15 protein-coding genes and 1 tRNA gene are annotated in these 21,710 nt (G+C 61.1%); 8 read left to right on the top strand and 8 right to left on the bottom strand.

Annotated elements, in window-relative coordinates:
* Nucleotide 1: 1 nt before the first annotated feature.
* Nucleotides 2–1,045: a ubiquinol oxidase subunit II gene (gene cyoA, locus CR919_RS17205; protein ID WP_099821050.1), complete on the bottom strand. Its 1,044-nt coding sequence runs from the start codon at nucleotides 1,043–1,045 to the stop codon at nucleotides 2–4.
* A 339-nt stretch (nucleotides 1,046–1,384) separates the two neighbouring features.
* Here cyoA and CR919_RS17200 point away from each other — a divergent pair, with 339 nt between their 5' ends.
* The 5 genes from CR919_RS17200 (at nucleotide 1,385) to CR919_RS17180 (ending at nucleotide 8,753) form a co-directional block, all read left to right on the top strand.
* Nucleotides 1,385–1,723 (top strand): hypothetical protein, encoded by a 339-nt coding sequence (locus CR919_RS17200; RefSeq protein WP_243380284.1) that lies wholly within the window; start codon nucleotides 1,385–1,387, stop codon nucleotides 1,721–1,723.
* Nucleotides 1,724–2,142: 419 nt separating this feature from the next.
* A complete protein-coding gene (locus CR919_RS17195) occupies nucleotides 2,143–2,511 on the top strand; it encodes a hypothetical protein (RefSeq protein ID WP_099821048.1) in 369 nt (122 codons plus the stop codon).
* Nucleotides 2,511–2,828 (top strand): hypothetical protein, encoded by a 318-nt coding sequence (locus tag CR919_RS17190; RefSeq protein WP_099821047.1) that lies wholly within the window; start codon nucleotides 2,511–2,513, stop codon nucleotides 2,826–2,828. The genes CR919_RS17195 and CR919_RS17190 overlap by 1 nt, the downstream gene beginning before the upstream one ends.
* An 840-nt stretch (nucleotides 2,829–3,668) precedes the next feature.
* Complete coding sequence (locus CR919_RS17185; RefSeq protein ID WP_099821046.1) at nucleotides 3,669–6,185, top strand: DEAD/DEAH box helicase family protein; 2,517 nt, start codon at nucleotides 3,669–3,671, stop codon at nucleotides 6,183–6,185.
* A gap of 1,581 nt (nucleotides 6,186–7,766) precedes the next feature.
* Nucleotides 7,767–8,753 (top strand): DUF4365 domain-containing protein, encoded by a 987-nt coding sequence (locus CR919_RS17180; protein WP_099821045.1) that lies wholly within the window; start codon nucleotides 7,767–7,769, stop codon nucleotides 8,751–8,753.
* Nucleotides 8,754–9,152: 399 nt separating this feature from the next.
* Here the strand turns inward: CR919_RS17180 and CR919_RS17175 are convergent, their stop codons facing one another.
* From CR919_RS17175 to CR919_RS17140, 7 genes are all read right to left on the bottom strand, one after another.
* Complete coding sequence (locus tag CR919_RS17175; protein ID WP_099821044.1) at nucleotides 9,153–9,473, bottom strand: tyrosine-type recombinase/integrase; 321 nt, start codon at nucleotides 9,471–9,473, stop codon at nucleotides 9,153–9,155.
* 985 nt (nucleotides 9,474–10,458) lie between these two features.
* Entirely contained in the window at nucleotides 10,459–11,463 is a 1,005-nt protein-coding gene (locus CR919_RS17165) for a DUF4238 domain-containing protein (RefSeq protein ID WP_099821042.1), read from the bottom strand.
* Nucleotides 11,464–11,820: 357 nt separating this feature from the next.
* Nucleotides 11,821–12,192 (bottom strand): hypothetical protein, encoded by a 372-nt coding sequence (locus CR919_RS17160; RefSeq protein WP_099821041.1) that lies wholly within the window; start codon nucleotides 12,190–12,192, stop codon nucleotides 11,821–11,823.
* A gap of 76 nt (nucleotides 12,193–12,268) precedes the next feature.
* Nucleotides 12,269–12,550, bottom strand: coding sequence for a hypothetical protein (locus tag CR919_RS17155; RefSeq protein ID WP_099821040.1), 282 nt, complete (start codon nucleotides 12,548–12,550; stop codon nucleotides 12,269–12,271).
* A 435-nt stretch (nucleotides 12,551–12,985) separates the two neighbouring features.
* A tRNA-Thr gene (locus CR919_RS17150) sits at nucleotides 12,986–13,061 on the bottom strand.
* An 84-nt stretch (nucleotides 13,062–13,145) separates the two neighbouring features.
* Nucleotides 13,146–14,150 (bottom strand): 2-hydroxyacid dehydrogenase, encoded by a 1,005-nt coding sequence (locus CR919_RS17145; RefSeq protein ID WP_099821120.1) that lies wholly within the window; start codon nucleotides 14,148–14,150, stop codon nucleotides 13,146–13,148.
* 97 nt (nucleotides 14,151–14,247) lie between these two features.
* Complete coding sequence (locus CR919_RS17140; protein ID WP_099821039.1) at nucleotides 14,248–17,133, bottom strand: autotransporter outer membrane beta-barrel domain-containing protein; 2,886 nt, start codon at nucleotides 17,131–17,133, stop codon at nucleotides 14,248–14,250.
* A 243-nt stretch (nucleotides 17,134–17,376) separates the two neighbouring features.
* On the opposite strand from CR919_RS17140, the gene CR919_RS17135 reads away from it, so the two are divergent.
* From CR919_RS17135 to CR919_RS17125, 3 genes are read left to right on the top strand one after another with little or no spacing between them, the layout of a single operon-like run.
* Complete coding sequence (locus CR919_RS17135; RefSeq protein ID WP_099821119.1) at nucleotides 17,377–17,901, top strand: sigma-70 family RNA polymerase sigma factor; 525 nt, start codon at nucleotides 17,377–17,379, stop codon at nucleotides 17,899–17,901.
* Nucleotides 17,898–18,866 carry a FecR domain-containing protein gene (locus tag CR919_RS17130; protein ID WP_099821038.1) on the top strand — a complete coding sequence of 323 codons (969 nt, stop codon included), beginning with the start codon at nucleotides 17,898–17,900 and terminating at the stop codon, nucleotides 18,864–18,866. Before CR919_RS17135 ends, CR919_RS17130 begins: the two co-directional genes overlap by 4 nt.
* A gap of 26 nt (nucleotides 18,867–18,892) precedes the next feature.
* On the top strand, nucleotides 18,893–21,676 hold the full coding sequence (locus tag CR919_RS17125; RefSeq protein ID WP_243380281.1) for a TonB-dependent receptor: 2,784 nt from the start codon (nucleotides 18,893–18,895) through the stop codon (nucleotides 21,674–21,676).
* Nucleotides 21,677–21,710: the final 34 nt, after the last annotated feature.

Raw genomic sequence — 21,710 nt, 5'->3', positions numbered from 1 at the left:
TTCATTCTCCCGAACCCATGTGGCCTTCATGGCCAGCGTGTTCGTGTTCTTCGGTGGCATCCAGGTTCTTCCCGGATTCCTTGGCATCATGCGCGTCGCTCGGGGCGTGCCCCTCGTGCGCTTCATGGCTGGACGCATCGGCAGCAGCCGCACCCGCATGGGCATGCTTCATGCCGTAGTGCTTGTTGTCGCCCATGTGCTTGGCGATGACCCAGTCGAACAGGCTGTCTTCAACCTTGCCGAAGTAGGTGACCGGGTACCACTCGGAATTCTTCGCTTCGCCCAGCGCCTTGAACGAGGTCTTGTCCAGGGTCTGCTCGCCGGCACGGACCTGGTCCAGCCACTGGCGGTACTGCGCGTCGGTGACCGAGTAGGCAGTGAAATGCATCTTGGCGAAGCCTGCACCGCTGTAGTGCGAGGACATGCCCGGGAACTCACCCAGTTCGTTGGCGATCAGGTGGAGCTTGGTCTCCATCGCCGCCATCGAGTAGATCATGCTGCCCAGGTGCGGGATGAAGAACGCATTCATCACCGTATCGGAGGTGATCTCGAAGTTCAGCGGGGTGTTGACCGGGAACTTGATCTCGTTGACGACCGCGACCTTCTCTTCCGGATAGATGAACAGCCACTTCCAGTCCAGCGAGATCGCCTGGATGGTGACCGGCTTGACGTCCGATTCCAGGGGCTTGTACGGATCCAGCGCGTGCGAGGACCGCCAGGTCAGCACCGCCAGGACCAGCACGATCATGCAGGGGATCGACCACACCACCACCTCGATCGCCGTCGAGTGGGACCACTTCGGCTCGTAGCGGGCCTTGGTGTTGGAGGCGCGATACTTCCACGCGAAGGTCAGGGTCATGATGATGACCGGGATGACGACCAGCAGCATGAGCACGGTGGCCGTGATCAGCAGTGTCTTTTCATCCTGGCCGATCTGGCCCTTCGGACTGAGGATGGCCACGGCATCGCAGCCGGTGAGCATCACCAGCAATGCGAGCAGCAAGCCCGGGCGCAACCAGCGCCCAAGGGTTTTCAACGGAATCATCGGTCGATCCAATTGCGAGGGAATGCCGTTCCCCGTCCTGCCCGCACCGGCCAAAGCCGGGCCCACCCGTCCAGAAGACAGGCAGGTAAGGTGGGGTCGAGTCAGCCCTTCAATTTTAGGCCGTCACCCACCATTTAAGAAAGGCATTGACAATGATCAGGCGCAGGAAAGGCCCGGATCTGGCTGCGACACGTTGTCGCACCGCGCGCAGCGCGCCCCTGTTGCGGGCGCTGGGGACCAGATTCGGCAAAGCAAGCTGAACATGCTCAGGCTACTTGAAGTGCATGTCTGCCGCACCGAGACTGGATGACAGACACCTCGTCCTGGCAAAGATGCCTTATGAACGCCCTGCTCCGCTGGCTCAGCACGCCCGCCCTGCGCCGCACGCTTGCCGTGCTGGGCGCCACGCTGGTGGTGCTGCTGGCCTGCAACCCGGAACTGGCGCCGCTGCTGGCGGTGCTGGATGTGTTGGGGCTGGACGTGCTGGCGCTGCTGCTGGGTGCGCAACTGCTGGCCACTCTGCCCTGGCTGCGACTGCAGGTTGACCGCGGGCTGCGGGGCGCTGGGCGGCTGGCCTGCGGCGCGGTGGCCGGGGCGGCAGGCGGTTATCTGCGGCAGTTCTGGCCGTTCTGTCGTGATCGCCTCGGGTTGTGCCGTGGGGTCGGCCGTGCTGGCTGACGCGTTCGACGTTGGCTGCGCCGACCGCTGAAATGGGCCTGATGAGCCCCCAGCCTTGCCGGCTAAGCGTTTCGGCCTGCGGGCCGCCGTGCCAAAATGCACCCGAAGCGTAAGGCAGCCCTGCGTTGACGGAATCTGCCCTTGGCAGCCCCCGGCGGGGTGTGCACACCATGGCATGCCACTGAAAACGAGTGGCCGGGTCGGCAAACCCGATTACTGCTGGTTGTTTACGCTTGTCAGCCGGCGTCACCTCTGCGTGGCGCCGGCTGACAATCCGTTCGCGTTCCATGGCGGGCGGTGCGTGGGGGTGCGTGCTTGCATGCGCCCGCCGGGTTCCAGCAGTAACCGGTTTTTGCCGCCACGCATCGTCCGCCACCTCCCCCGGTGGCGCTGCTGTCTGTCCTGCACGGAGCACTGCCATGCACGCATCGGAATATCTTGACCTCAACGCCCGCCATGACCCGGCCAATGCCGAGAGCGTGGGCGAGCCTGGAGCGGACCCCACCGCCTTCGTCTCCACGTTGCGCAGCATCCAGGCCGGAGCCGCCGCCGATGGGCGCCCGTGGCCGGAAACCCACCTGCGGCTTGGGCGCCGCATGCAACTGGCCGATGCCGACTGCGCGCTGGCCGGCCTGACTGTGGTGCAGGAAATGCTGTTGGCGGCGGAACGCACCCGGCAGAACGGCCCTTCCCACGAATACGTGGGCGAGCGCGCGATGGAGGGCATGATGATGGCCTGCCTGGCCCTTACCGCACAGGTCACTGCCTGCCTGCATGCGCGCAGCTAGTGCGCGGCCGGTTCGGCAGGCGGGCGCTGGCGTGGGCCGCCGTATTGATGATCGGGGTGCTGGGCCTGGTGGTCGCGCACAGCTATCGGCCGGAGGCGCGCATCAACGTCACGACCTATCGGGAGTTTTCCGATCTGGAGTTTCTGCAGCTGCAGGACGACCTGCGCGTGCGGTTGCAGCGGGAAAGCGTGGCCGGCATGCCGGAATTCAACATGGTCAGCGCGGCGACGTATTTTGAGATCCACCAGGATGGCGAGCCCGTCATTCTGGTGGACAACTCGGTAGGCCGTTTGTTGGTGATCGCGTTCGGGGAATAGCGCGGGTTGGTTTTGAAGTGCCTTCGGACGTATGACCGAGGTTTGGACTTCAGGCCGAGGCCGATGTCCGACACGCATCAACGGTGGATTGATATGGAAGGTGTCGATCAATCCCCCAGCATGACGCCAGCGCTTTAGTTGTGCGTCGGATCGGGACAATGCAAGACGTGCGGCGTTCCCGCGTTGCCAGCCATGGGCTGGCACTACTGAAGCAGCGGGTCAGCGGCCATGCCGGCCAAACGAAAAGCCCCGACCAAGGCCGGGGCTTTTCGTACAACTGGTGCCGGAAATAGGAATCGAACCTACGACCTACGCATTACGAATGCGCCGCGCGGACCCTACTAGCAACCGAGCGCCTAGCAACTGATCGGGTAAGGCCCGCTCTGGCCGAGCGGACCGGGGTGGACCGTTGCCACCTGTGCGCTGAACATAACTCTGCTGGCAAGTGCTCAGGGCGGCTGCCGCTTCCTCTACCAGGAAGTGACCCGAATGACGGTAAGCGCCAACTAAGCCTCGGGGTACGAACAACTCCTTCCAACCGATCCCCTGTGGACGAGGACACTCCTTATCTATGGCATCTATGGCTGCAACCCATCGCTGAAGGCCAGACGGACGAGCGCGGCAAGGCCAATGCGCCACCTGCTCAAGAATTTCATATAGGAGACATGAGGTTAGCGAATGGCCTCACCTATAAATGCCAACGAAGCCACTCAACAAGAAAAGGCGCGGACCCGCGCGAGGGACACTTTTTCGTCCAGTCATGGCACAAGCAGACGAATGGACAACGAGCCAAGAGTACCGGCAATATCGGAGGAGCAATCACAAGGAAGGAGTGAGAACATGGTCGACTTTACAAAGCGCGTCTCAAGCACAAGAACCCAGCGCCCCACGAATCCAATTGACTTGTACGAAACGCTGGACAGACTTCACGACAAAGGCCCATTACGGCCTGCCCAGCTTTCGGTCTTAGAGGAATGGCATTCGAAGCGAAAGCATGACCGTGACGTGCTGATAAAGCTACACACCGGACAGGGGAAGACCCTAATTGGACTGCTTGCTCTTCAGAGCCAATTGAATGACAAGAAGGGGCCCGCCGTCTATCTGTGTCCCGACAACTTTTTAATCGACCAAACTAGAGAGCAAGCGAGACAATTTGGCATTGCTACGTGCGGAGCGGACCCGGAACTCCCAGACGACTTTCTTAGCGGAGACAAAATTCTGGTTACGTCCGTACAGAAGGTATTCAACGGACTTACCAAGTTCGGACTGAATCATAAGTCAATCACAATCGGCACGTTCCTAATGGACGACGCCCATGCATGCGCGGATACGATCAGAGAAGCTTGCAGGATTCGAGTGCCGCATGAAGACCCTGCTTATAAAGCGCTACTGACTCTCTTTGCATCCGATCTTGAACAGCAAGGGATCGGAACTTTTGCAGACATTACAAACGAGAAGCGCGACGCATTACTTCCAGTGCCCTACTGGTCTTGGCAGCGACATGTGGAGAACGTCGCCACCACTCTATCGGCCGGGACAGATCGGAAGCCAATTAAGTTCGCTTGGCCGCTAATCAAGAATTCCTTGCATCACTGCCAATGCGTAATATCCGGAGCTGCGATAGAGATCGAGCCTTACCTTCCCTCTATTGAGGCGTTCGGCAGCTACGCTTCAGCTTCCCACCGAATTTTCATGTCCGCGACCGTCACCGACGATGCATTCTTGGTTAAGGGACTACGGCTAAAGCCTGAAACAATCACCAGACCACTCACCTACTCAGGCGAGAGGTGGTCTGGCGAGAAGATGATCATAATCCCTTCATTAATCGACGAAGATCTTGACCGCGAACTTATAGTGAGCACATTCGGCGCGAGCCAGAAGCGGACATCTGGATTGGTCGGCTTGACACCAGGGTTTGCATGGACGAAAGATTGGGCGCGATACGGCGGAATTGTTGCCTCACCCGACACGGTCTCGAAGACAATAGAAAACCTCAAGGCCGGCAACTATGGCAATGCCGTAGTCCTCGCAAATCGATATAACGGCATCGATCTGCCTGACGACTCCTGTCGAATTCTTGTATTCGACAGCAAACCCTACTCTGAGAACTTGATCGACCTGTACGAAGAGTCATGCAGACCCAAGAGTGTCACCACCCTCATGCGAACAGTCCGGACTGTCGAACAGGGCATGGGACGTAGTGTGCGCGGAGAGAAGGACTACTCAGTAATAATTATCACGGGATCGGACATCACGCGCCTAATAAGAGACAGAGAGTCCAGAACCTTCCTTTCATCTCAGATGTCAACCCAAGTTGAAATAGGCCTCGAGATATCAGGGTTTGCGCGAGACGAGATCGAGCAAGGCACGAAACCTATAGACGCGCTGAGCCAACTGATTCGCCAGTGCCTTGGACGAGATGCAGGCTGGAAGACTTTCTACTCAGAAAGAATGGAAGAAGTTCGACCTAAAGGCGCCAACGCAGAAGCACTTCTTCTCTATACGAAGGAACTAGAAGCTGAGCTTCTCCACTCGAACGGCGAGAACGAGAAAGCTGTTGCAGCAATACAAGCACTGCTTGATTCCGGCAAACTGCCCGACTCCGAGAGAGGGTGGCATCTTCAATCCATGGCACGCTTCCTATTCAACAGTGATCGGCTGCGGTCTCAGGCGCTTCAGGTGACAGCTCACAAATCAAATCGCCTTGTATTGAAGCCCGATCAAGGCGTGACAGTCACCAAGCTGTCGATTATCAGCCAGGGCCGCTCGGAGCGAATTATCGAATGGCTGCAGAATTATGGCAATTATTCGGATATGGAAATAGCGCTCAGCGAAATATTGAGCCGACTGACTTTTGGCGCAAAAGCGGACCGCTTTGAGCATGCTCTGGACGAACTTAGCAGGGCACTTGGCTTTGCAGGTGAGCGCCCAGACAAGGAATGGAAGGAAGGTCCCGATAATCTATGGGCATTAGACTCAAAGCAGTACATTATCTGGGAATGCAAGAATGAGGTAGGCGTAGATCGTGCCGATATCAATAAGCGCGAGGCCGAACAGATGAACAGATCCTCCGCCTGGTTTCTAAAGCACTACCCCGGACTGAGTGCCAAGCGAATTATCGTACATCCAGCGAGCAAAGAAGCTAGCGCGGCATCATTCCTACATGAGGTAGAAGTGATGCGGGTGACTGAGCTCAAAAAGCTGCTCAAGAACATAAGAGCATTCTTCAAGTCACTGCAGCCACTTGACTTCGCTGACTTGTCCGTCAACCACATCCAGAAGAACTTGGACGCGCACGGCCTGTCTATTCCATCACTCCTAAAAGACTATTCCAAGAAGATCAAACCATTAATCTAACCGCCACCTTGCGGCTGCCGGAACATTGGCAGTCGCCTCTTGGCCATCCGCTCTACTTGGCTACAAAGAGGTTAGTATGAGATCCGACGCTTACAAGCGATGACAAGGCATCGCGACTGTGCAGGACCAAATTAATACACTAGAATCGAGATACTTCCCAAGGCGGAGTTGCTTGCGTGATCGATCCGGGCCCTGGTCTGCCACCTCATGTAGCGCTCCTACTGAATGAGGACTTCGATTTCACAGACCCCACGCTGGTTGTCCGTAGGCTGCGATCAATGCTTCGCGACCTTAAGAACCAAGCGAACATCAGTGAGATCGAGCCCTTACCTAAGGTACCCATTGGCAATCCAGAATTCAGAGCAGTATTGAGCGGAGGATTGGACCTGTTCGGCAAGACGGGCGCCTGCCAAGAGGTACCGTGCAGAATCAGATACGCGGACCAAATTGCTCGAACCGTAGCCCTCATGTCTGATCGGGTCAGCGCTCACGACTTCTTCTACGAACGCATTTCGGCCCTTAGATCTCGCCCGACGAACGCCGAGTTATATGGCTTGGCAATAGATACCCTTGTGCTCAAGCGTGTACAGCCGCTGATTGAAGCGGGAATCCTACGCTTCACCTCTCCCTTCATGCCAACCTGCAATTCTTGCATAGCCGAATTTGAGCGAAGAATTGAAACCCTCACTGAGGAGGCCGTTGCGCGGATAGGCGCTGATATGGTCATAGAGCGCACTGACAGCGGTGGGTACGTTGATCTGACGGCCGTCTATGACCCACCGATATTCATGCACTTTTCAACTAAATTCGCTAACTCAGCTAGCGATGAAGAGATCCGATCAGTATTTTTGCATGAAGCTATAAGGTCTACAGTTTGGGACGCACGCACTGCTGCATGGACCTCTGGAAGCGTTTTCTCGAACTCTTCAGTTGGAGTATCTGCTCTTCTATCCTCGGACGGAGCGCATTTCACATCACCTGAGCTACAGGCCTTTGCAGCGGATAGGACTGCTGAGCTCCCCTGGGTTGCAAACCTCACGATTGAGCAAACGCTTGCGCTGCGTGACGCTGCCAGCCTCGCCCTTCCCCGACTCCGCGAATTCATGGCACGCAGGCTGTCCGGCATAGGTGAATCGGACGAACCGAATCGACAGTGGCGGCAAATCGTGGAAGAGCTAAGGGAACAAGCTGCAGAAGTTCGTTCAGAATTGGAGGCTGCAACGACCCGATCCCCCTCTCTTAGTCGGAACTCTGCGGGAATCTTGGGCTTAGCAGTAAGCGCAGCGTGCCTTATCGGCGACGGCCCCATTTCCGCACTCGGCGGGCTGCTGGGAACACTCGGGTTAGTACACTCGATAGATAACAGACATGCGTTTGAAGCGAGAACCAAGCCTGGTTATGTTCTCGTCTCCGCAAGAGATATCCTCGCGCACGCCCGTTAGCGGGACACAGCGAAAAGATGGAAAACCGTCAGAGAATTGACCGTCTACTACTCCCCGACATTAAAGCAGCCTTCACACACACACCAGAAACCATGCAATCATCGAAAAATAGAATCAAGCTTAATCGCGAGGAGGGCGCGTGATTAGCAATCGAGTCAAGGAAAGGATTGGCATCAATGAGGTTCGCAGCACCGTAGAAAATCTTTGGGAATGCGGCTGGCAGGAGTATGGCGCACAGAATGACGATGCAATTGACGGGGTCATAATTATGAGAAGGGGAACGAAACGCCCCTCCGACACCGGCGGCATCGTTTTTACCCAGGTCAAGTGCGGCGGGAACGGTTATCGCAAAGACCAGGTCCAATATCCAGCACACATCGGCGTCGCGCTAGGTCCAGATTACATCGCCACCCACATGCCTCGTTGGAGCAGAGCGCCAGGACCATGCGTTCTGATCTTTGTTGACGACACAACTAGCCGAAAGTCACCCGAGTCATGGTGGGTCGACTTGAGACAGGACTGTATTTCACCGACGAACAAAGGAATTATATTAATCCCCAGAGCCCAGCGATTCGGCGAGCACAGCAAGGGAGATTTCCACAGGCTGTGCGGATCCGGAACGGTAGACCGCCTCTTGGATCGAATCAACCTGGAGCGACGTGAGTCACTCATACCAACCCTAGGAAAAAATGAGTCCATCCGCAGAGATGCCAGGGATTTCTACAGGCATTGGCAGCAAGATAATGCCAGCCAGATAAATCCTATGCTTGGCCCTATCCTTGTTAATCGTGTTGGGTGGAAGCACATCACCCGCCGCGGAAGATTACCAGAGCGGATTGTTCAATCTTGGATGCTGCTTGGCGCAGCGAAAGCTATGATTATGCGCTGCACTCAAGTTTATACACTTGGTCACGCGTCTGAAGAAGAGTACGACGATGGAAATATTCTAGTTACGGATTACCTAGGGCTACGCGCAAAGGTAACCTTCACCTACAGACATCAATCCATCTGCCAAGTCGTGCTAAAGAGAACACGCCTCATCCGCCCAAATAACAAAAATTCGGAACGGCAGAAGATTTGGTTCTACTCCATATACGAAACGCGACGAGGCCGAGAGAACGTCTAAAAAAATGAGGCACGCTCCCCGACGTCAGCTACCGGAAAAGACCGAGCGAAAAATCACGCAAGAAGGTGATACGCCATTACTCTTCAAGGGCAACTGGGTCGGGGAACGCACAGGAAAATTATCACACTGCGGCACTTCACTTCAATGTATCGGTTGAAGTTCGTTTCAAAAGTCATGGGACAACCTCCATGCCCGAGTGACGCCGACAGGGCCCTCTCTTCCCCATCATCTATGAGCAGCGACTAGCTCCCGTGCTGACTCCTCCTCTTCGCTGGAGACTGTGCGACCTAAGTGCTGACCAGCACGGAGATGCCAAACGCCAGGCGGCTTCGCAGTACTGATGCGCATACCGCAGTGTCACAGTGATGTCTGCATGACCCAAGAGCTCGCGCACAGTGTTCAGTCTACACCTGCCCGCACCAAGCGCGATGCAAAGTGATGCCGGAGGTCATGGAACCGGAACTGTTCGATGTGGGCGTCAGTGATCAGTTTGCCCCACCCATTTTTGATGTCGCTCACCTCGAATACCTTGCCCGCGCGTCGCTCGCCCGCTTGACCGGCCCAACGCTGCAGGACTTCCATGGCTTCGACGTTCAGAGGGATGTGATGCTGCCTGCCGGACTTGGCGTTCTCCGCCTGGATGGTGAGCATCTTTGCTTCCCAGTTGATGTCGGCCCATGTTATCGACAGCAGCTCATCCCGTCTCATACCGGTGTTCATGGCTGTAAGAACCACGGGCGTAGGTGATCGACATACCCGTCCATCGGCAAATCAAGCATAACCACTAGCCGGTACTTACGTCGGCCCTCATTCGCGTTCGCCCTGCCCTCAACCCCGGCTAGATCGCGCGCTGCGAGCGCGGCCCGGAGCATCGCTTCTTCGCCCGGGGGCAGGAACCGAACCACCTTGCGTCTATCTGCTGATCGCTGACGCATGCCCATGAGGGGACTGGTCTCGATCAACTTCCACCCCACAGCCCGCGAAAGCGCTGACCTCAGGCAAGCAAAGTCGCGCGCTGCGGTAGCCTTAGTGAAAGCATCGGGTCCAGTAACACGCGCGCGCCACCATCGCTCCATCTTCGGCACATCAATCTCAATGATCTGACGGCGTAGCAGCCATGGGAACACTGATCGGATGCGATCCGGGTACTGACGACCACCCTTGAGTTCGGCAATAGCCCAAGGTTCGAAGTGATCGTTGAGCAGCGCTTCGAGCGTGCAACTAGTGGGCTTGGACTTTGCGAGCGCCGGCAATCCGGACTGAACGTATTCAGCGACTGCTTGCCGGGCTTGGTCGCGGGCCTGATCAAGTGACAGGTGTTCGACCGAACCCAACGTAAGACGCTTACCGTGCGCCCAGGTAGCGATCCAAGCTTTGTGCCCTGACGGCTCCGCGAACCTGAGCGTTTCTGAGCTCATAGGGGCGATCCCGGGGTTCTGACGTGAGGACGATGCGTTTGGTGAGGGCGGATGACATTGGCCGAACTGTCCGTAAGTGGCGGTAGAGCCAACTTAGGACAGGATGCGAGGCGGTGTTTGGATGCGGATCGTCCGTATCCCACTATCGTGAATCACCCGTGCGATGTGTGGGCCACAGGCAGGGGAGCGACGAATCCTTGTCCCTTTTGAAAGCGCTTCCCTTCGAGTTGGATCATGCTCCAACCGATGAAGTACGAAGGCCGGGAGTTCGGCCAGCTGTAAATCGTCTATTCGGCCGAAGTTCTCTTGCTTGCCATATCGGTGATTCGCGGCCCACCTCTAAGAATCGGATGATCCGCAACCATCCTGATGGGCAATGAGAAGTCTCCCATCGAGGAAAAAACATAGCGTTCGCTTCGGCTCACCTGAAGTGAATTGAAGTTCATCACATGCTCCGGCTTGTAAGGCAGCGCTGTGCCGAGGGTCAGGGCATCGTCCAAAGCGAAAATTCCTTCACGGTCGCGTACGACCGACGCAGTGAGCTGGATTGGCATGGAGCGAAGTGTGTTCGCCGCCTCAGCCACTTGTTGAGCCACCGATGAGCACCACATGGCGAGAGCACGTGTTGAAGAAAGGGGGAAGTAGATTTCGATCCCCTTAACACCGAGGCCGAGATTGCCGTACGGCTCCATGTCGATATGATTTTGGAGAGCGACCGGATTGTCGCCAATCATGAAGGGATGGGTCTTCGTGGTCTTCGCCAAAAACCAGACCTTGTTCAGAAAGTGAGGGCCGAAGTCAGTCGGCGCCTGCAAGATCATTCGTGCTGTGTCGATCTTGATTTCGTTCTCGGTCTGCGGCCGAATGAGCGCTTCAGCCTGGAGCCCTGGTGCGACGTGGTCGCCCATGGACTCAATCTTCTCACGCAGCAAGCGGCGCATGTCTTCCCATTGCATCCGGAACGCTCGCGTCCTAACGAACTGGATAGCAAAGAATGCGGCCAGAAGAGCGCGGCCTTGGGCTGGAATTGCGCCGACAGAATCATCCTGGAGAATCCGCTCCATGATGGGTTTTGCTTGCGACTCGATCCTTGACAGCCCATCTTCCAAGGAGTGGTCAGCACCATCGACCACAAAATCATAGAAGCGCGACTCACTGGCGACATTCTTGGCGTTCGTCTGGAAGCTGCGTCCGGAGTCCTTGTCGAAGACCCAGAGCTGATCCTTCTTCCCTGTTCCGAAGTTTCGCAAGAGGAACTTCGGAACGTAGTGCTGGATCTTCGCTGCCGTCATGGCGGTCCAGGAAAGCTCTGGATTGATTGGGCGTAATCTTATCCTGTCCACGCGCCTTGCAGGTCACGATCCATGCTTTATGCCCTGAGGGCTGCACACGAAGAATCAGACCGCGAGCCCGAGCATCCCTGAGCTCATAGGGGCGATCCCTGGGCTCCGACGTAAGAACAATGCGCTTGGTGAGAGCGGATGACATTGGCCGGAAGGTCGATAAGTGGCGATAAGGCCAACCTAGGACAGGATGCCAAGCGATGTTGGATGCGGATCGTCCGGAGTGGACAACCACACCCCATGTAGCCGCCAGTTCAGTCACAACTAAAGCTGAAAACCGATGAAATTCGAACAGACCCACAGGCTCTACAGCACGTATACCAAAACCACCTCGTATCGATATCCATCGCCAACTTCGTACACGTGAGCCTGAAGCACTAGATCACTCCTCCCCTCCTCTTCTGTGTAAAGATCAACCAGAACGTTCCAAAAATCTCCATACCAAATGCATACGGAAGAGCTCCACGACTCGTCTGGTAGCCTTTTTAAGTGTGCGCCATACGCGCGAATGCTCTCTTGCGCGCTTACCCACACATCTGGGGCTTGAAGGGTTACCTGCGGTAGCGATGGTTCGCCCCCTTGGATCAGCGCATCAACGATGGCTGCGAGCGTGAGCCGCCAAGCTTGCGGCACCGCAATCTCGTTCTCACCATCTTTAGCTATGGCCGTCTCATTCATTGCTAATCTCTCCCGTGCAATTGCTTGTGGCAGTCCAAACAGACCTCGGCATGATTGGAGGATTACGACCAGCCACCTACGGCTCCAAATCAACGATTGCCTGGTCGCTGGACGCATCAGTCTGATCAGCGATAGTGCCAACGAGATCGATGATCTCTTCGATCTCGGCGCCTCGTTGATTAGGCTCATCGTCATATCCCAAACCGGTCTCCGAAAACTCCTGCGCTAATGCATCGATCAGCGACTCGCGGTCCTGCTTGACAAGGTGCTTGATGCCCTCTTCAGGCAGGTGAAAGCTGTGCTTCGCTGCGATTTCAGCCAGCAGAGAATGCAGACGGGATGAGATAGACCGCTTCATTTCACTTTACCTTCGGGTCTCTCAACCCATCGCTGCTTCTTGGAATGGCAGTTATGACCTTCCCCCTCACCATTCAGGACTACCTTCGCATCTTTTCCCGGTGTAGGCAGTCCTGCCACCGACCTGCTTGGCGACCTTCGCAGGGTCTTTTACGCTCCTTGAAAGAGCCTCGACGCAATGTTCGGCATTCATGACACAAGGAGGTTATCGGAATGCAACTCCAGGGCCGAGGCCAAAGGGGCCATCCTGAGCTGGACAGGACCCTTGGCTATAAGCACCAGCGATGCCTCGCGAGGGATTGAATGGCTACGGGAAGCTTATGACTGCCAGCCATGGGCTGGCACTACTGAAGCAGCCCGCCAGCGGTCGGCACCAACAACGGCCGTGCCGCCCAAACAAAAAGCCCCGACCAAGGCCGGGGCTTTTCATTACAACTGGTGCCGGAAATAGGAATCGAACCTACGACCTACGCATTACGAATGCGCCGCTCTACCAACTGAGCTATTCCGGCTGAGCAGGCGATTTTACGGTCGCCCCACCCCTGCGGTCAATCCGGTCGTGACGATTGCCGCCAAACGCTTACCCACCCGGCCCCTCAGCCCGCCATCACCCGGTTACCACAGTCCCGCCCCGCCGCGAAATCGGCCAGGTTGCCCAGCGTGATCGCCGAGATCTCCTGCAGCGCCTCCACGGTGAAGAAGCCCTGGTGGCCGGTCACCAGCACGTTGGGGAAGGTCATCAACCGCTGGAAGGCCTCGTCGTCGATGATCTCGCCGGACAGGTCCTGGAAGAACAGCGCGCTTTCCTGCTCGTACACGTCGATGGCCAGGTGGCCCAGCCGGCGCGACTTCAGCGCGCGGATCACCGCGTGGGTATCGACCAGGCCGCCACGCGAGGTGTTGACCAGCATTGCACCGGGCTTCATCCGCGCCAGTGAGGCGTCGTCGATCAGGTGCTGGGTATCCGGCGTCAACGGGCAATGCAGAGAGACGATATCCGAGCGCGACAGCAGCTCGTCCAGCCCAACCATCGCACCGATCTGGGCGAAGGCCGGCGAGGGATACGGATCGTGACCCAGCACGGTGCAGCCCATGCCGCGGAAGATGCGCGCGGTGGCCAGCCCGATCTTGCCGGTACCGATGATGCCCACGGTTTTGCCATGCAGGGTGCGGCCGAGCAGGCCATCAAGCATGAAGTTGCCCTCGCGCACGCGGTTGTAGGCGCGATGGGTCTGCCGGTTGAGGGTCATCACCAGCGCCAGTGCGTGCTCGGCCACGGCTTCGGGCGAGTAGGCCGGCACGCGGGCGACGAACAGGCCGAGCGCGTTCGCGGTGGCCAGATCCACATTGTTGAAGCCGGCGCAGCGCAGCAGCACCGCGCGTACGCCCAGCGCATGCAGGGCCTGCAGCACCGGCGCATCAAGCCTGTCATTGACGAACACGCAGACGGCGGCGCAGTCCTGTGCCAGTGCGGCGGTGTGCACATCCAGCGCGGCGTCGAAATACACGAACTGGAACTGCTGCCCTGCCCCTTCGCGCAGGTTGGCTTCCTCGAGAAAGCGGCGATCGTAGGGACGGGCACTGAAAACGGCGATCTGCATGGGAAGGTCTGCGCGGAAATCCGCCACGACCATAGCGCACCCGCACATCGATGGGGATGGCACCGGCGGCGTGACTGCCGCCGGTGCCGGTACTGCCTTAGAACGTATAGCCCAGGCCCAGCATCACGCCGTTCTGCAGTTGGCCGTCGCGACGCTCGCCCACGTAGTCGACCATCACCGACAGGCGATCGCTGGCGCGGCTGGTCACGCCCAGATTCCAGGCCAGCACCTGCTCGCCCACGGTCTGGCTGCTGGCACCGAACACCAGGTCCGGCGCAGCGGCGAAGCCGGTGCTGTAACGGGCCTGGGTGTCGCCCAGTTCCTTCTGCCAGACCACGCGCGCGCGCGGGGTGATGCGCTCGCCATTGTTGCCTTCGAAGGTCTTGAACAGCTGCAGGCCCGCGCCGACGCGGATGCTTTCCAGGCTGTCACCACGCCCGACCAGCGCGCCGGCACCCTGCCCTTCATTGAAACCGGTGGCCGAGGTGCGCGCGTAGTCGACCACCGGCAGCAGCGGCTGGATCACCACCCCCTTGGCGGTGGTGAACGAGAAGCCGTGCTCCAGGCGGGCCGAGATCGCATCGTTGTTGTACTTGGCACGCAGCGCGCCCTGCAGACCGTCGATGCCCTCGATGCTGCGGCGGGTGTCGTGGCGCAGGTCGGTGTAGCGCACCGAGGCCGAGAGGTAGCCACGCGAGTAGGTGGCATCCAGGTAGCCGCCCACATCCAGCGCGCGCACGTCGCCGGTGAAGCCGGAACCATCGCGGCCCTTGGTCGACATGTCCGCCGCGGCAACGCTGACGCCCAGGGTCACCCGGTCATCGGCCAGCTGCGTATCGGCACCGAGCACGATGCCGCCGACGGTATGGCTCAGGCCAGCCACGCCGCCCTCGCCGTCGATGCGGCCATGGCTGCCGAAGCCGCGGCCCCAGAGGCCATGGTTGCGTGGTGCTTCGCCGCCGAAGTCGGTGTTGCCACCGCCCGCGCCCGCCGGCTCCACCAAATGCATCGCCAACTGGTTGAACAGGCTGCCATTGGCCATGCCGGGCTGCGCCGAAGCCGCCTGCGCTGCCTGTGCAGCCAGGCCGCCGGCGTCACCGCTGCCGCTGCGTCGTGCGGCCTGGTGCTGCTGCACCACGCTGCCGATGCTGCCGACCAGCGCGTTGTCGGCCAGGCGCAGGCTGGCGTGGCCATCACCGCGCAGTGCACCGGCCTGCTGTGCGATCACATCGCGGTCAGCAAACTGCAGTGCCCCCAGCAGCGGCTTCAGGCCGGCATCCTGGCGCTGACCCGCAGTAGCCAGCGCGCGACCGAGTCCATCGTTGCCGTTGTTGCCGGTGAGCTGCGCGAGCTGGTCGAAGCCGGGGTTGGCGGTCAGCGACAGGCCCTCGGCGGTCTGGTTGATGTTGAAGCTCAGCAACGAGTTGTGGCGCGGCCGGAATACTTCGCCGCCGGTGATGCTGGCCGTATAGCCGGTGTCACCCAGGCGCACCGCATCGGTGAAGCCCTGGAAGATCGGGCCGCTCACCAGCTCGCGCTGGTAGTTTCCGGCGTAGAAGCCCTGCGCCACGTTCAGTTCGAGGTGCGCGCCCGGCGAGATGACCAACGCGCCCTCGTTGGCGCCGCTGTCGTAGAAGTCGCCCACGCGCAGGCGGCCACTGTTGGCGCCGCCCGCCTCGGTGACGTCGAACAGCACCTTGCCGCCCGGCATGATGTTGACGTAACCGTGGGTGACCAGGTCACCACCACGCGGCATCAGGGTGCCGTACACGCGCAGGCGGTTGAAGCCGTCCTCGCGGTACGACGGACCGGTGCCAGCGAACAGCGCATCCGAGTCGTTGGCGACCGAGGCGATGTCACCGTGGCCGACCACCATGCCGGCCGCCAGCACGCGCAGCTCCGGGGTCCGCAGGGCGCCGCCTTCCAGGGCGATGGTGCCGTTCTCCACCAGCATGAAATCGGCGCCGGTGGTCTCGGCGGTGCGCCAGGTGCCGCCTTTGGCCACGCGGATCACGCCGGCCGAATTGCCCAGCGTGGAAGCATCCAGCTGCGACAGGCGCAGGCTCGCCAGCAGGTCGGCCTGGATGCCCGGATCGCTGAGGAAGTCCTGCACCGAGAAGCGACCGATGCCGTTGGGACCACGTGCAGCCGCGTTGTAGATGGAAACGGCCTGGTTGATGTACGTGGTGGCGAAGTCGGTATCGTTCCAGCGCGCGAAGTCGTCGTCGACGAACGCCTGCAGCTGGCGTGCGGTGCGCAGATAGCCCGGATTGATGTCGCCGCTGACATTGCCGGTGACCGTCAGGGTGTCGCCCGGGTCGCGGTAACCGGCGGCGGTGATGATGTTGTTGCTGTAGATGTCCTGGCCCGGGAAGGTTTCCAGCTTGCGGCCACTGCCATCGGGATCGAAGCTGATCGACGCGCCGGTGGTCCGGGCCGGATCGCGGAACACCAGCAGACCGTTGGGCTGCACCACCTCGTACATGGCCTTGTGCAGCAGGCCGGCATCCATGCCGCCGCCGTAGTTGCCGGTGTAGATCTCGGTCATCCGCGGCGACGGCGTATAGATCACCTTGCCACTGTTGCTGGCGGCGTGGATCTGCACCGAGTCGACCAGCGGCAGGTCGCTGGCCAGGTAACGCTCGACGCCACCGGACTGCATGATCGAGCAGGACGAGATGCAGTGGCCGGACACGATGGTGTTCAGGCCGTTGGTACGGATCACCCCCTGCAGCCACTCACCCGCGATCAGCGCGCCACCATTGGAGGTGCGCAGCACGACTTCGCGGATCGGACGGCCTTCGGCCTGTGCCTTGGCCAGCAACGCCGGCAGTGCGACCACGTCGGCGACGGTGACACCGCCACTGAGCACGACGCGATCGCCCTGCACGTGATAATTCATTGCCATGACGTCATCCATCTGGCCCAGGGTCGCGATACCCACCAGGCCCGCCAGGGCGATGCTCAACTTCGAATGCTTCATTGCGTTCTCTCTCTCCGCCCGCACCACGCGGGTCGAAAGCAGAACGCAGCAGCGGGGCAGACGCCCCCAGTCGGCGACGAGAAAAAAGATGAATGCATTCACAATGGAAATGCAGAAGAAATGCGGGCTTCCCCATCCGGTCACCGTCGCGTAAAACTCGATGACGCGTCCGTCATTGTCGTCCGAGGTCCTCCCCTGTCCGTGCCCTCCCCTTTGCTCCGTGCTGCGCCGGAACTGCCTGGGATTCCGGACGTCTTCATTGCATTCGTACGTGAGGAACGCGCGCCGCTGTGCGCTTTCCTGCGCGCCCGCGGTGTCGGTCCCGAGGATGCCGAGGACATCGCCCAGGACTGCATGGAGCGCCTGATCCGCTACCGCGCACACGACACCGAGGAACTGCGGCTGCTGCTGTACCGCATCGCCCGCAACCGCCTGGCAGACCGCGGGCGCTCGCCGCAATCGCGCAACCACCTGTCGCTGACCGAACGCGACGGCAACGAAGAAGCTGCCAGTGCTTCTCCTGATCCGCTGCGTCAGGCAGAATCCGGGCAGATGCTCGCCCTGCTGCGCCAGGCACTGTTCAAGCTTCCCGAACGTGCCCGCGAGGTGTACCTGCTCAACCGCATCACCGGGATGAGCTATACACAGATCGCCCGGCATTGCGGCATCACCGCCAAGACCGTGGAAAAACACATTGCCCGTGCATTGCAGGGCCTGCGCAAGGAGCTGGGCCCCGATCCTCTCCACAATGATGGAGACACCGAATGATCCGCAACGACAACAGGGATGACACGTTGCTTTTTGAACACGCAAGCGCCTGGGTAGCCCGGCTGGAAGCCCCCGACTGCAGCCCCGAAGAGCGTCAATCCTTCGAGGACTGGCTGGCCGAGGATCCCGCGCACGTCAGCGCATGGGTGCAGGCCGAGAAGCTGCACCAGCGCAGTGCCGGCCTGGCCGGCGACCCGTGGCTGCGCACCGCCGCCGCGCGTGCGGCACGCAGGCCGCAGCGTCGTTGGTTGCCAAGTGTGGCCGCCGCTGCCGGCGTATGCCTGGCCGTTGGCCTGGGCTGGATGCTGTACACCGATGGCAATCCCACACCCCTGACCTATGCCAACGCCAGCCTGCTGCCGCAGCAGCGCACGCTGGCCGATGGCAGCATCGCCATGCTCGACGCCGGCACTACGCTCACCGCGCGCTTCGGCTGGCGCAAGCGCGAACTGGCGCTGGAACACGGTCGCATCCAGCTGCAGGTCGAACCATCATCGCGCTCGCTGCGGGTGCAGGCCGGCGGCAGTTCGATCCGCGATATCGGCACCACCTTCCAGGTGGAACGGCTGACTGACGGCCGGGTCGAGGTCGCGCTGCTGGAAGGCGTGGTGGAAGTCACCAGTGGCAGCGCGCAGCACACGCTCTCGCCGGGCCAGCAGCTGCAGGTCCTGGCCTCCGGCAAGATCCAACCGGGCCCGCAGCTGTCCTCGACCGCTGCCGCCGAGGCCTGGCCACAGGGCAAGCTGGTGTTCGACGGCACGCCCCTGGCCACCGTGGTCGAACGCATGAACCGCTATGGCAGCACGCCACTGGTGGTCGCCGACCCGGACATCGCCGACCTCGCGGTCAGCGGCACCTTCCGTGCAGGCGACGCGCACGAACTGCTTTCCGCCCTGGAACTGGGGTGGTCCATTGCTGGCCAGCCGCGCTCGGATGGCGCGCTGGAACTGCGCCGCACCTACTGAGGCGGCGGCCGATGCCGGCGCCGGGTGTGCTTCGTTGGGACGCGCTTCGGTGGGGCCTGCTGCAGGCCCTGCTGTGCGTTGTGCTGGTGCCGGGCGTGACGGCAACGGCGGCGTCAGCAGAAGCCGTCAGGCAGGTCGACTACCGGATCGCTCCCGGCGCCCTGCCGCCGGCCCTGCAGCAATGGGCGCGCCAGAGCGGCATCGCCCTGGTATTCGACGCGCGTGAGCTGACCGACCTGCGCAGCGGCGGCGTCGCCGGCTCGCTGGCGCCGGCCGCTGCGCTGAAGCAGCTCGTCGCCGGCATGCCGGTGAACATCCTGCAGACACCCAGCGGCGGATTCGTGGTGCGCCGGCATGCTGCGCCAGCCGACGTGGTCGCGCAGCCGGTACAGCGGCCACCGCCGCCGGCGCCACCGAAGCCGGTGCAGGTGGAGCTGGCGCCGATCCATGTCACCGGCAGCCGGTTGCCGCGCACCTCCGTGCAGACCACGCTCCCAGTAACGGTGATCGACCGCGAAGACATCCTGCGCAGCGGCTACGGCACGTTGTTCGACCTGTTGCGCCACCTGCCCGGCATGAACGGCCACCCGCCCCTGAGCACCTCGCGCAGTGGCGATTCGCTGTACCTGCCGGTCGGCGCAGCGGCCACCACCAGCCTGGATGGCATGGGCCCGCGCGCGACCCTGTTCCTGGTCAATGGCCGGCGCCTGCCGCGCTATCCAATGGTCTCGCTGGAAGAAGGCGGGCTGACCGATCTGGGTGGCATTCCGCTCAGCTTCGTCGAGCGCATCGAACTGGTGCGTGGCGGCGCGTCGGCCATCTACGGCGCCGATGCGATGTCCGGCGTGGTCAACATCATCCTGCGTGACCAGGCCGAGGGGCCGGAAGCTACGCTGCAGTCGGGTGTCAGCAGCCGTGGCGACGGCGATCAGTACCGGCTGCAGGCGGCAACGGGTGGCGTGCGCGAAGGTGGCGACCGCTGGTTCGCCGGCGTCGACCTGCATCGCCTGCAGCATGTGGCCGGTGACCAGCGCGACTGGCATGCGGAAACCTCGCTGTACCCGATCGGGCTGATCCTGGGCAACGGCGATTACTACCCGGCCACGCAGTGCCATCCGCCACTGCAGCGCGAAGACGACGGCTGCTGGTTCGACAACGCCCGCCCGCGCTCGCTGCAGCCGGCATCGGAAACGCTGTCCGGCTACCTGCGCTATCGCCACGAGCGCGGTGACGGACGCTACGCCTATGTGGAAGCACGCGCCAGCCACAACCGCCAGCGTTTTGAACTGGGCCCGACCGCCGTCGCCCTCAATTTCAGCCGTGGCGCGATCCTCAATGTGGTCCTGCAGGAAGGCGGCGAAGTGCGCCCGCGCGTGCATGCCACTGAAGGCGACGTCAGTTTCGGCATGGGCCGCGAGCGCACCGGCCGCAGCTGGGATGCCGGCCTCAGCGCGCAGCGCAGCCAGGTGGACCTGCGCACCGAAGGCACCGTGCGCAGCGAGCGCCTGCTGGAGGCCGCACGCACGCTGGATTTCCTGCCCGGTTTTTCCACCCTGCCGCCGGGGCTGGCAGACGAGCTGTTTCCGGCCATCCACAACCGCGGTCGTACCGAACAGTGGCAGGGCTGGTGGGGCATGCAGCGCACCCTGATGACACTGCCAGGCGGTGCGGCACAGCTGGCCACCGGTATCGACCTGCGCCGCGAGCGCTGGACGTCGCTGCCCGATCCGCTGCTGGGCAAGGGTGAGCTGGCCCTGGGCCTGCCGCTGGAGCAGCGCCGGCTGACCCGGCAAAGCAACGCCGCCTACGCCGAACTGGGCCTGCCGTTGGCGCCGACGCTGCGCCTGGACGTGGCTGCGCGGCTGGACCGCGATGGCAGTGACACCGCATTCTCGCCGCGTGCCGGCCTGCGCTGGAGTCCGAGCCCGCACTGGTCGTTCCTGCTGGCCAGTGGCCGCGGCTACCGCGCGCCCAGCATCTTCGAGCGGCGGCGACCGCCGGGCTACTTCGGCCTGTATCCCCTGCCCGCATCGGCTTCCCTGCCGCCGTGCGCGCGCCCGCTGCGCGGTGGCGGCTGCGCGGTGGAAGTAGAGGTGGTGGAAAACGATGCACTGAAAGCGGAGAACTCGCGCAGCCACTCGCTGGCTGCCAGCTGGACACCGAGCGATGCGTTCTCGCTGTCACTTACCCACAACATCGTCGAACTGCGCAACGAGATCCTCGCCCTGCAACCCAGCGATGCGCTGTGGAATCCCGGTACCTGGGAGCTGGATGAGCAGGGCCGCCTGCGTGATCTTCGCCTGTCATTCGACAACATCGGCCGCACCACCTCACGCAACTGGGTACTGCGTGGCGAGTACCGGGTGGATGCCGGCCGCAACGGGCAATGGCTGTTCTCGCTGGATGCGTTGAAGCAGCAGGAACTGCGTCGTGATCGCAGCCATGGCGAATCGGTGGACCTGCGCGGGCATGCCACGCCGGCGAACGCGGGCATTCTCAACGTGCAGTGGCAGAACCCTTCCTGGGACATCGCCCTGCGTGGCAACCGCGTCGGCCGCACCCGCGCATGGCTGGCCGGTGAAGCATGCACGCAGGAGCAGCATGACCAGCGCCGCTGCATGAACCCCGCGCAGCTGCGCTGGAACCTGCACCTGGCGCGCCGGCTGAGCCCACGCGTGATTGCCGCTCTGGACGTGCACAACCTGCTCGATACGCGGCCGGTGAACTACCTTGCCGGCAGCGGCGGGCAGATGGCCGGACTGGACGATCCGCTGGGGCGCTACTTCCTGCTGACCCTGCAATTCCGCTGAGCGTAGTACCCTACGCCGCCTGTTCCACGGCGTC

Source organism: Stenotrophomonas sp. LMG 10879, from assembly GCF_002750935.1.
In the GTDB taxonomy this organism is placed as follows: Bacteria; Pseudomonadota; Gammaproteobacteria; order Xanthomonadales; family Xanthomonadaceae; genus Stenotrophomonas; species Stenotrophomonas lactitubi_B.
The sequence above is the reverse complement of the archived record's forward strand: the minus strand, read 5'-3'. Positions and strand labels throughout refer to the sequence as shown.

Bases quoted from the DNA above. Each gene is read 5' to 3' on its own strand.
- cyoA (WP_099821050.1), bottom strand. From the start codon at position 1,045: ATGATTCCGTTGAAAACCCTTGGGCGCTGGTTGCGCCCGGGCTTGCTG.
- CR919_RS17200 (WP_243380284.1), top strand. From the start codon at position 1,385: ATGAACGCCCTGCTCCGCTGGCTCAGCACGCCCGCCCTGCGCCGCACG.
- CR919_RS17195 (WP_099821048.1), top strand. From the start codon at position 2,143: ATGCACGCATCGGAATATCTTGACCTCAACGCCCGCCATGACCCGGCC.
- CR919_RS17185 (WP_099821046.1), top strand. From the start codon at position 3,669: ATGGTCGACTTTACAAAGCGCGTCTCAAGCACAAGAACCCAGCGCCCC.
- CR919_RS17175 (WP_099821044.1), bottom strand. From the start codon at position 9,473: ATGAACACCGGTATGAGACGGGATGAGCTGCTGTCGATAACATGGGCC.
- CR919_RS17165 (WP_099821042.1), bottom strand. From the start codon at position 11,463: ATGACGGCAGCGAAGATCCAGCACTACGTTCCGAAGTTCCTCTTGCGA.
- CR919_RS17160 (WP_099821041.1), bottom strand. From the start codon at position 12,192: ATGAATGAGACGGCCATAGCTAAAGATGGTGAGAACGAGATTGCGGTG.
- CR919_RS17155 (WP_099821040.1), bottom strand. From the start codon at position 12,550: ATGAAGCGGTCTATCTCATCCCGTCTGCATTCTCTGCTGGCTGAAATC.
- CR919_RS17145 (WP_099821120.1), bottom strand. From the start codon at position 14,150: ATGCAGATCGCCGTTTTCAGTGCCCGTCCCTACGATCGCCGCTTTCTC.
- CR919_RS17140 (WP_099821039.1), bottom strand. From the start codon at position 17,133: ATGAAGCATTCGAAGTTGAGCATCGCCCTGGCGGGCCTGGTGGGTATC.
- CR919_RS17130 (WP_099821038.1), top strand. From the start codon at position 17,898: ATGATCCGCAACGACAACAGGGATGACACGTTGCTTTTTGAACACGCA.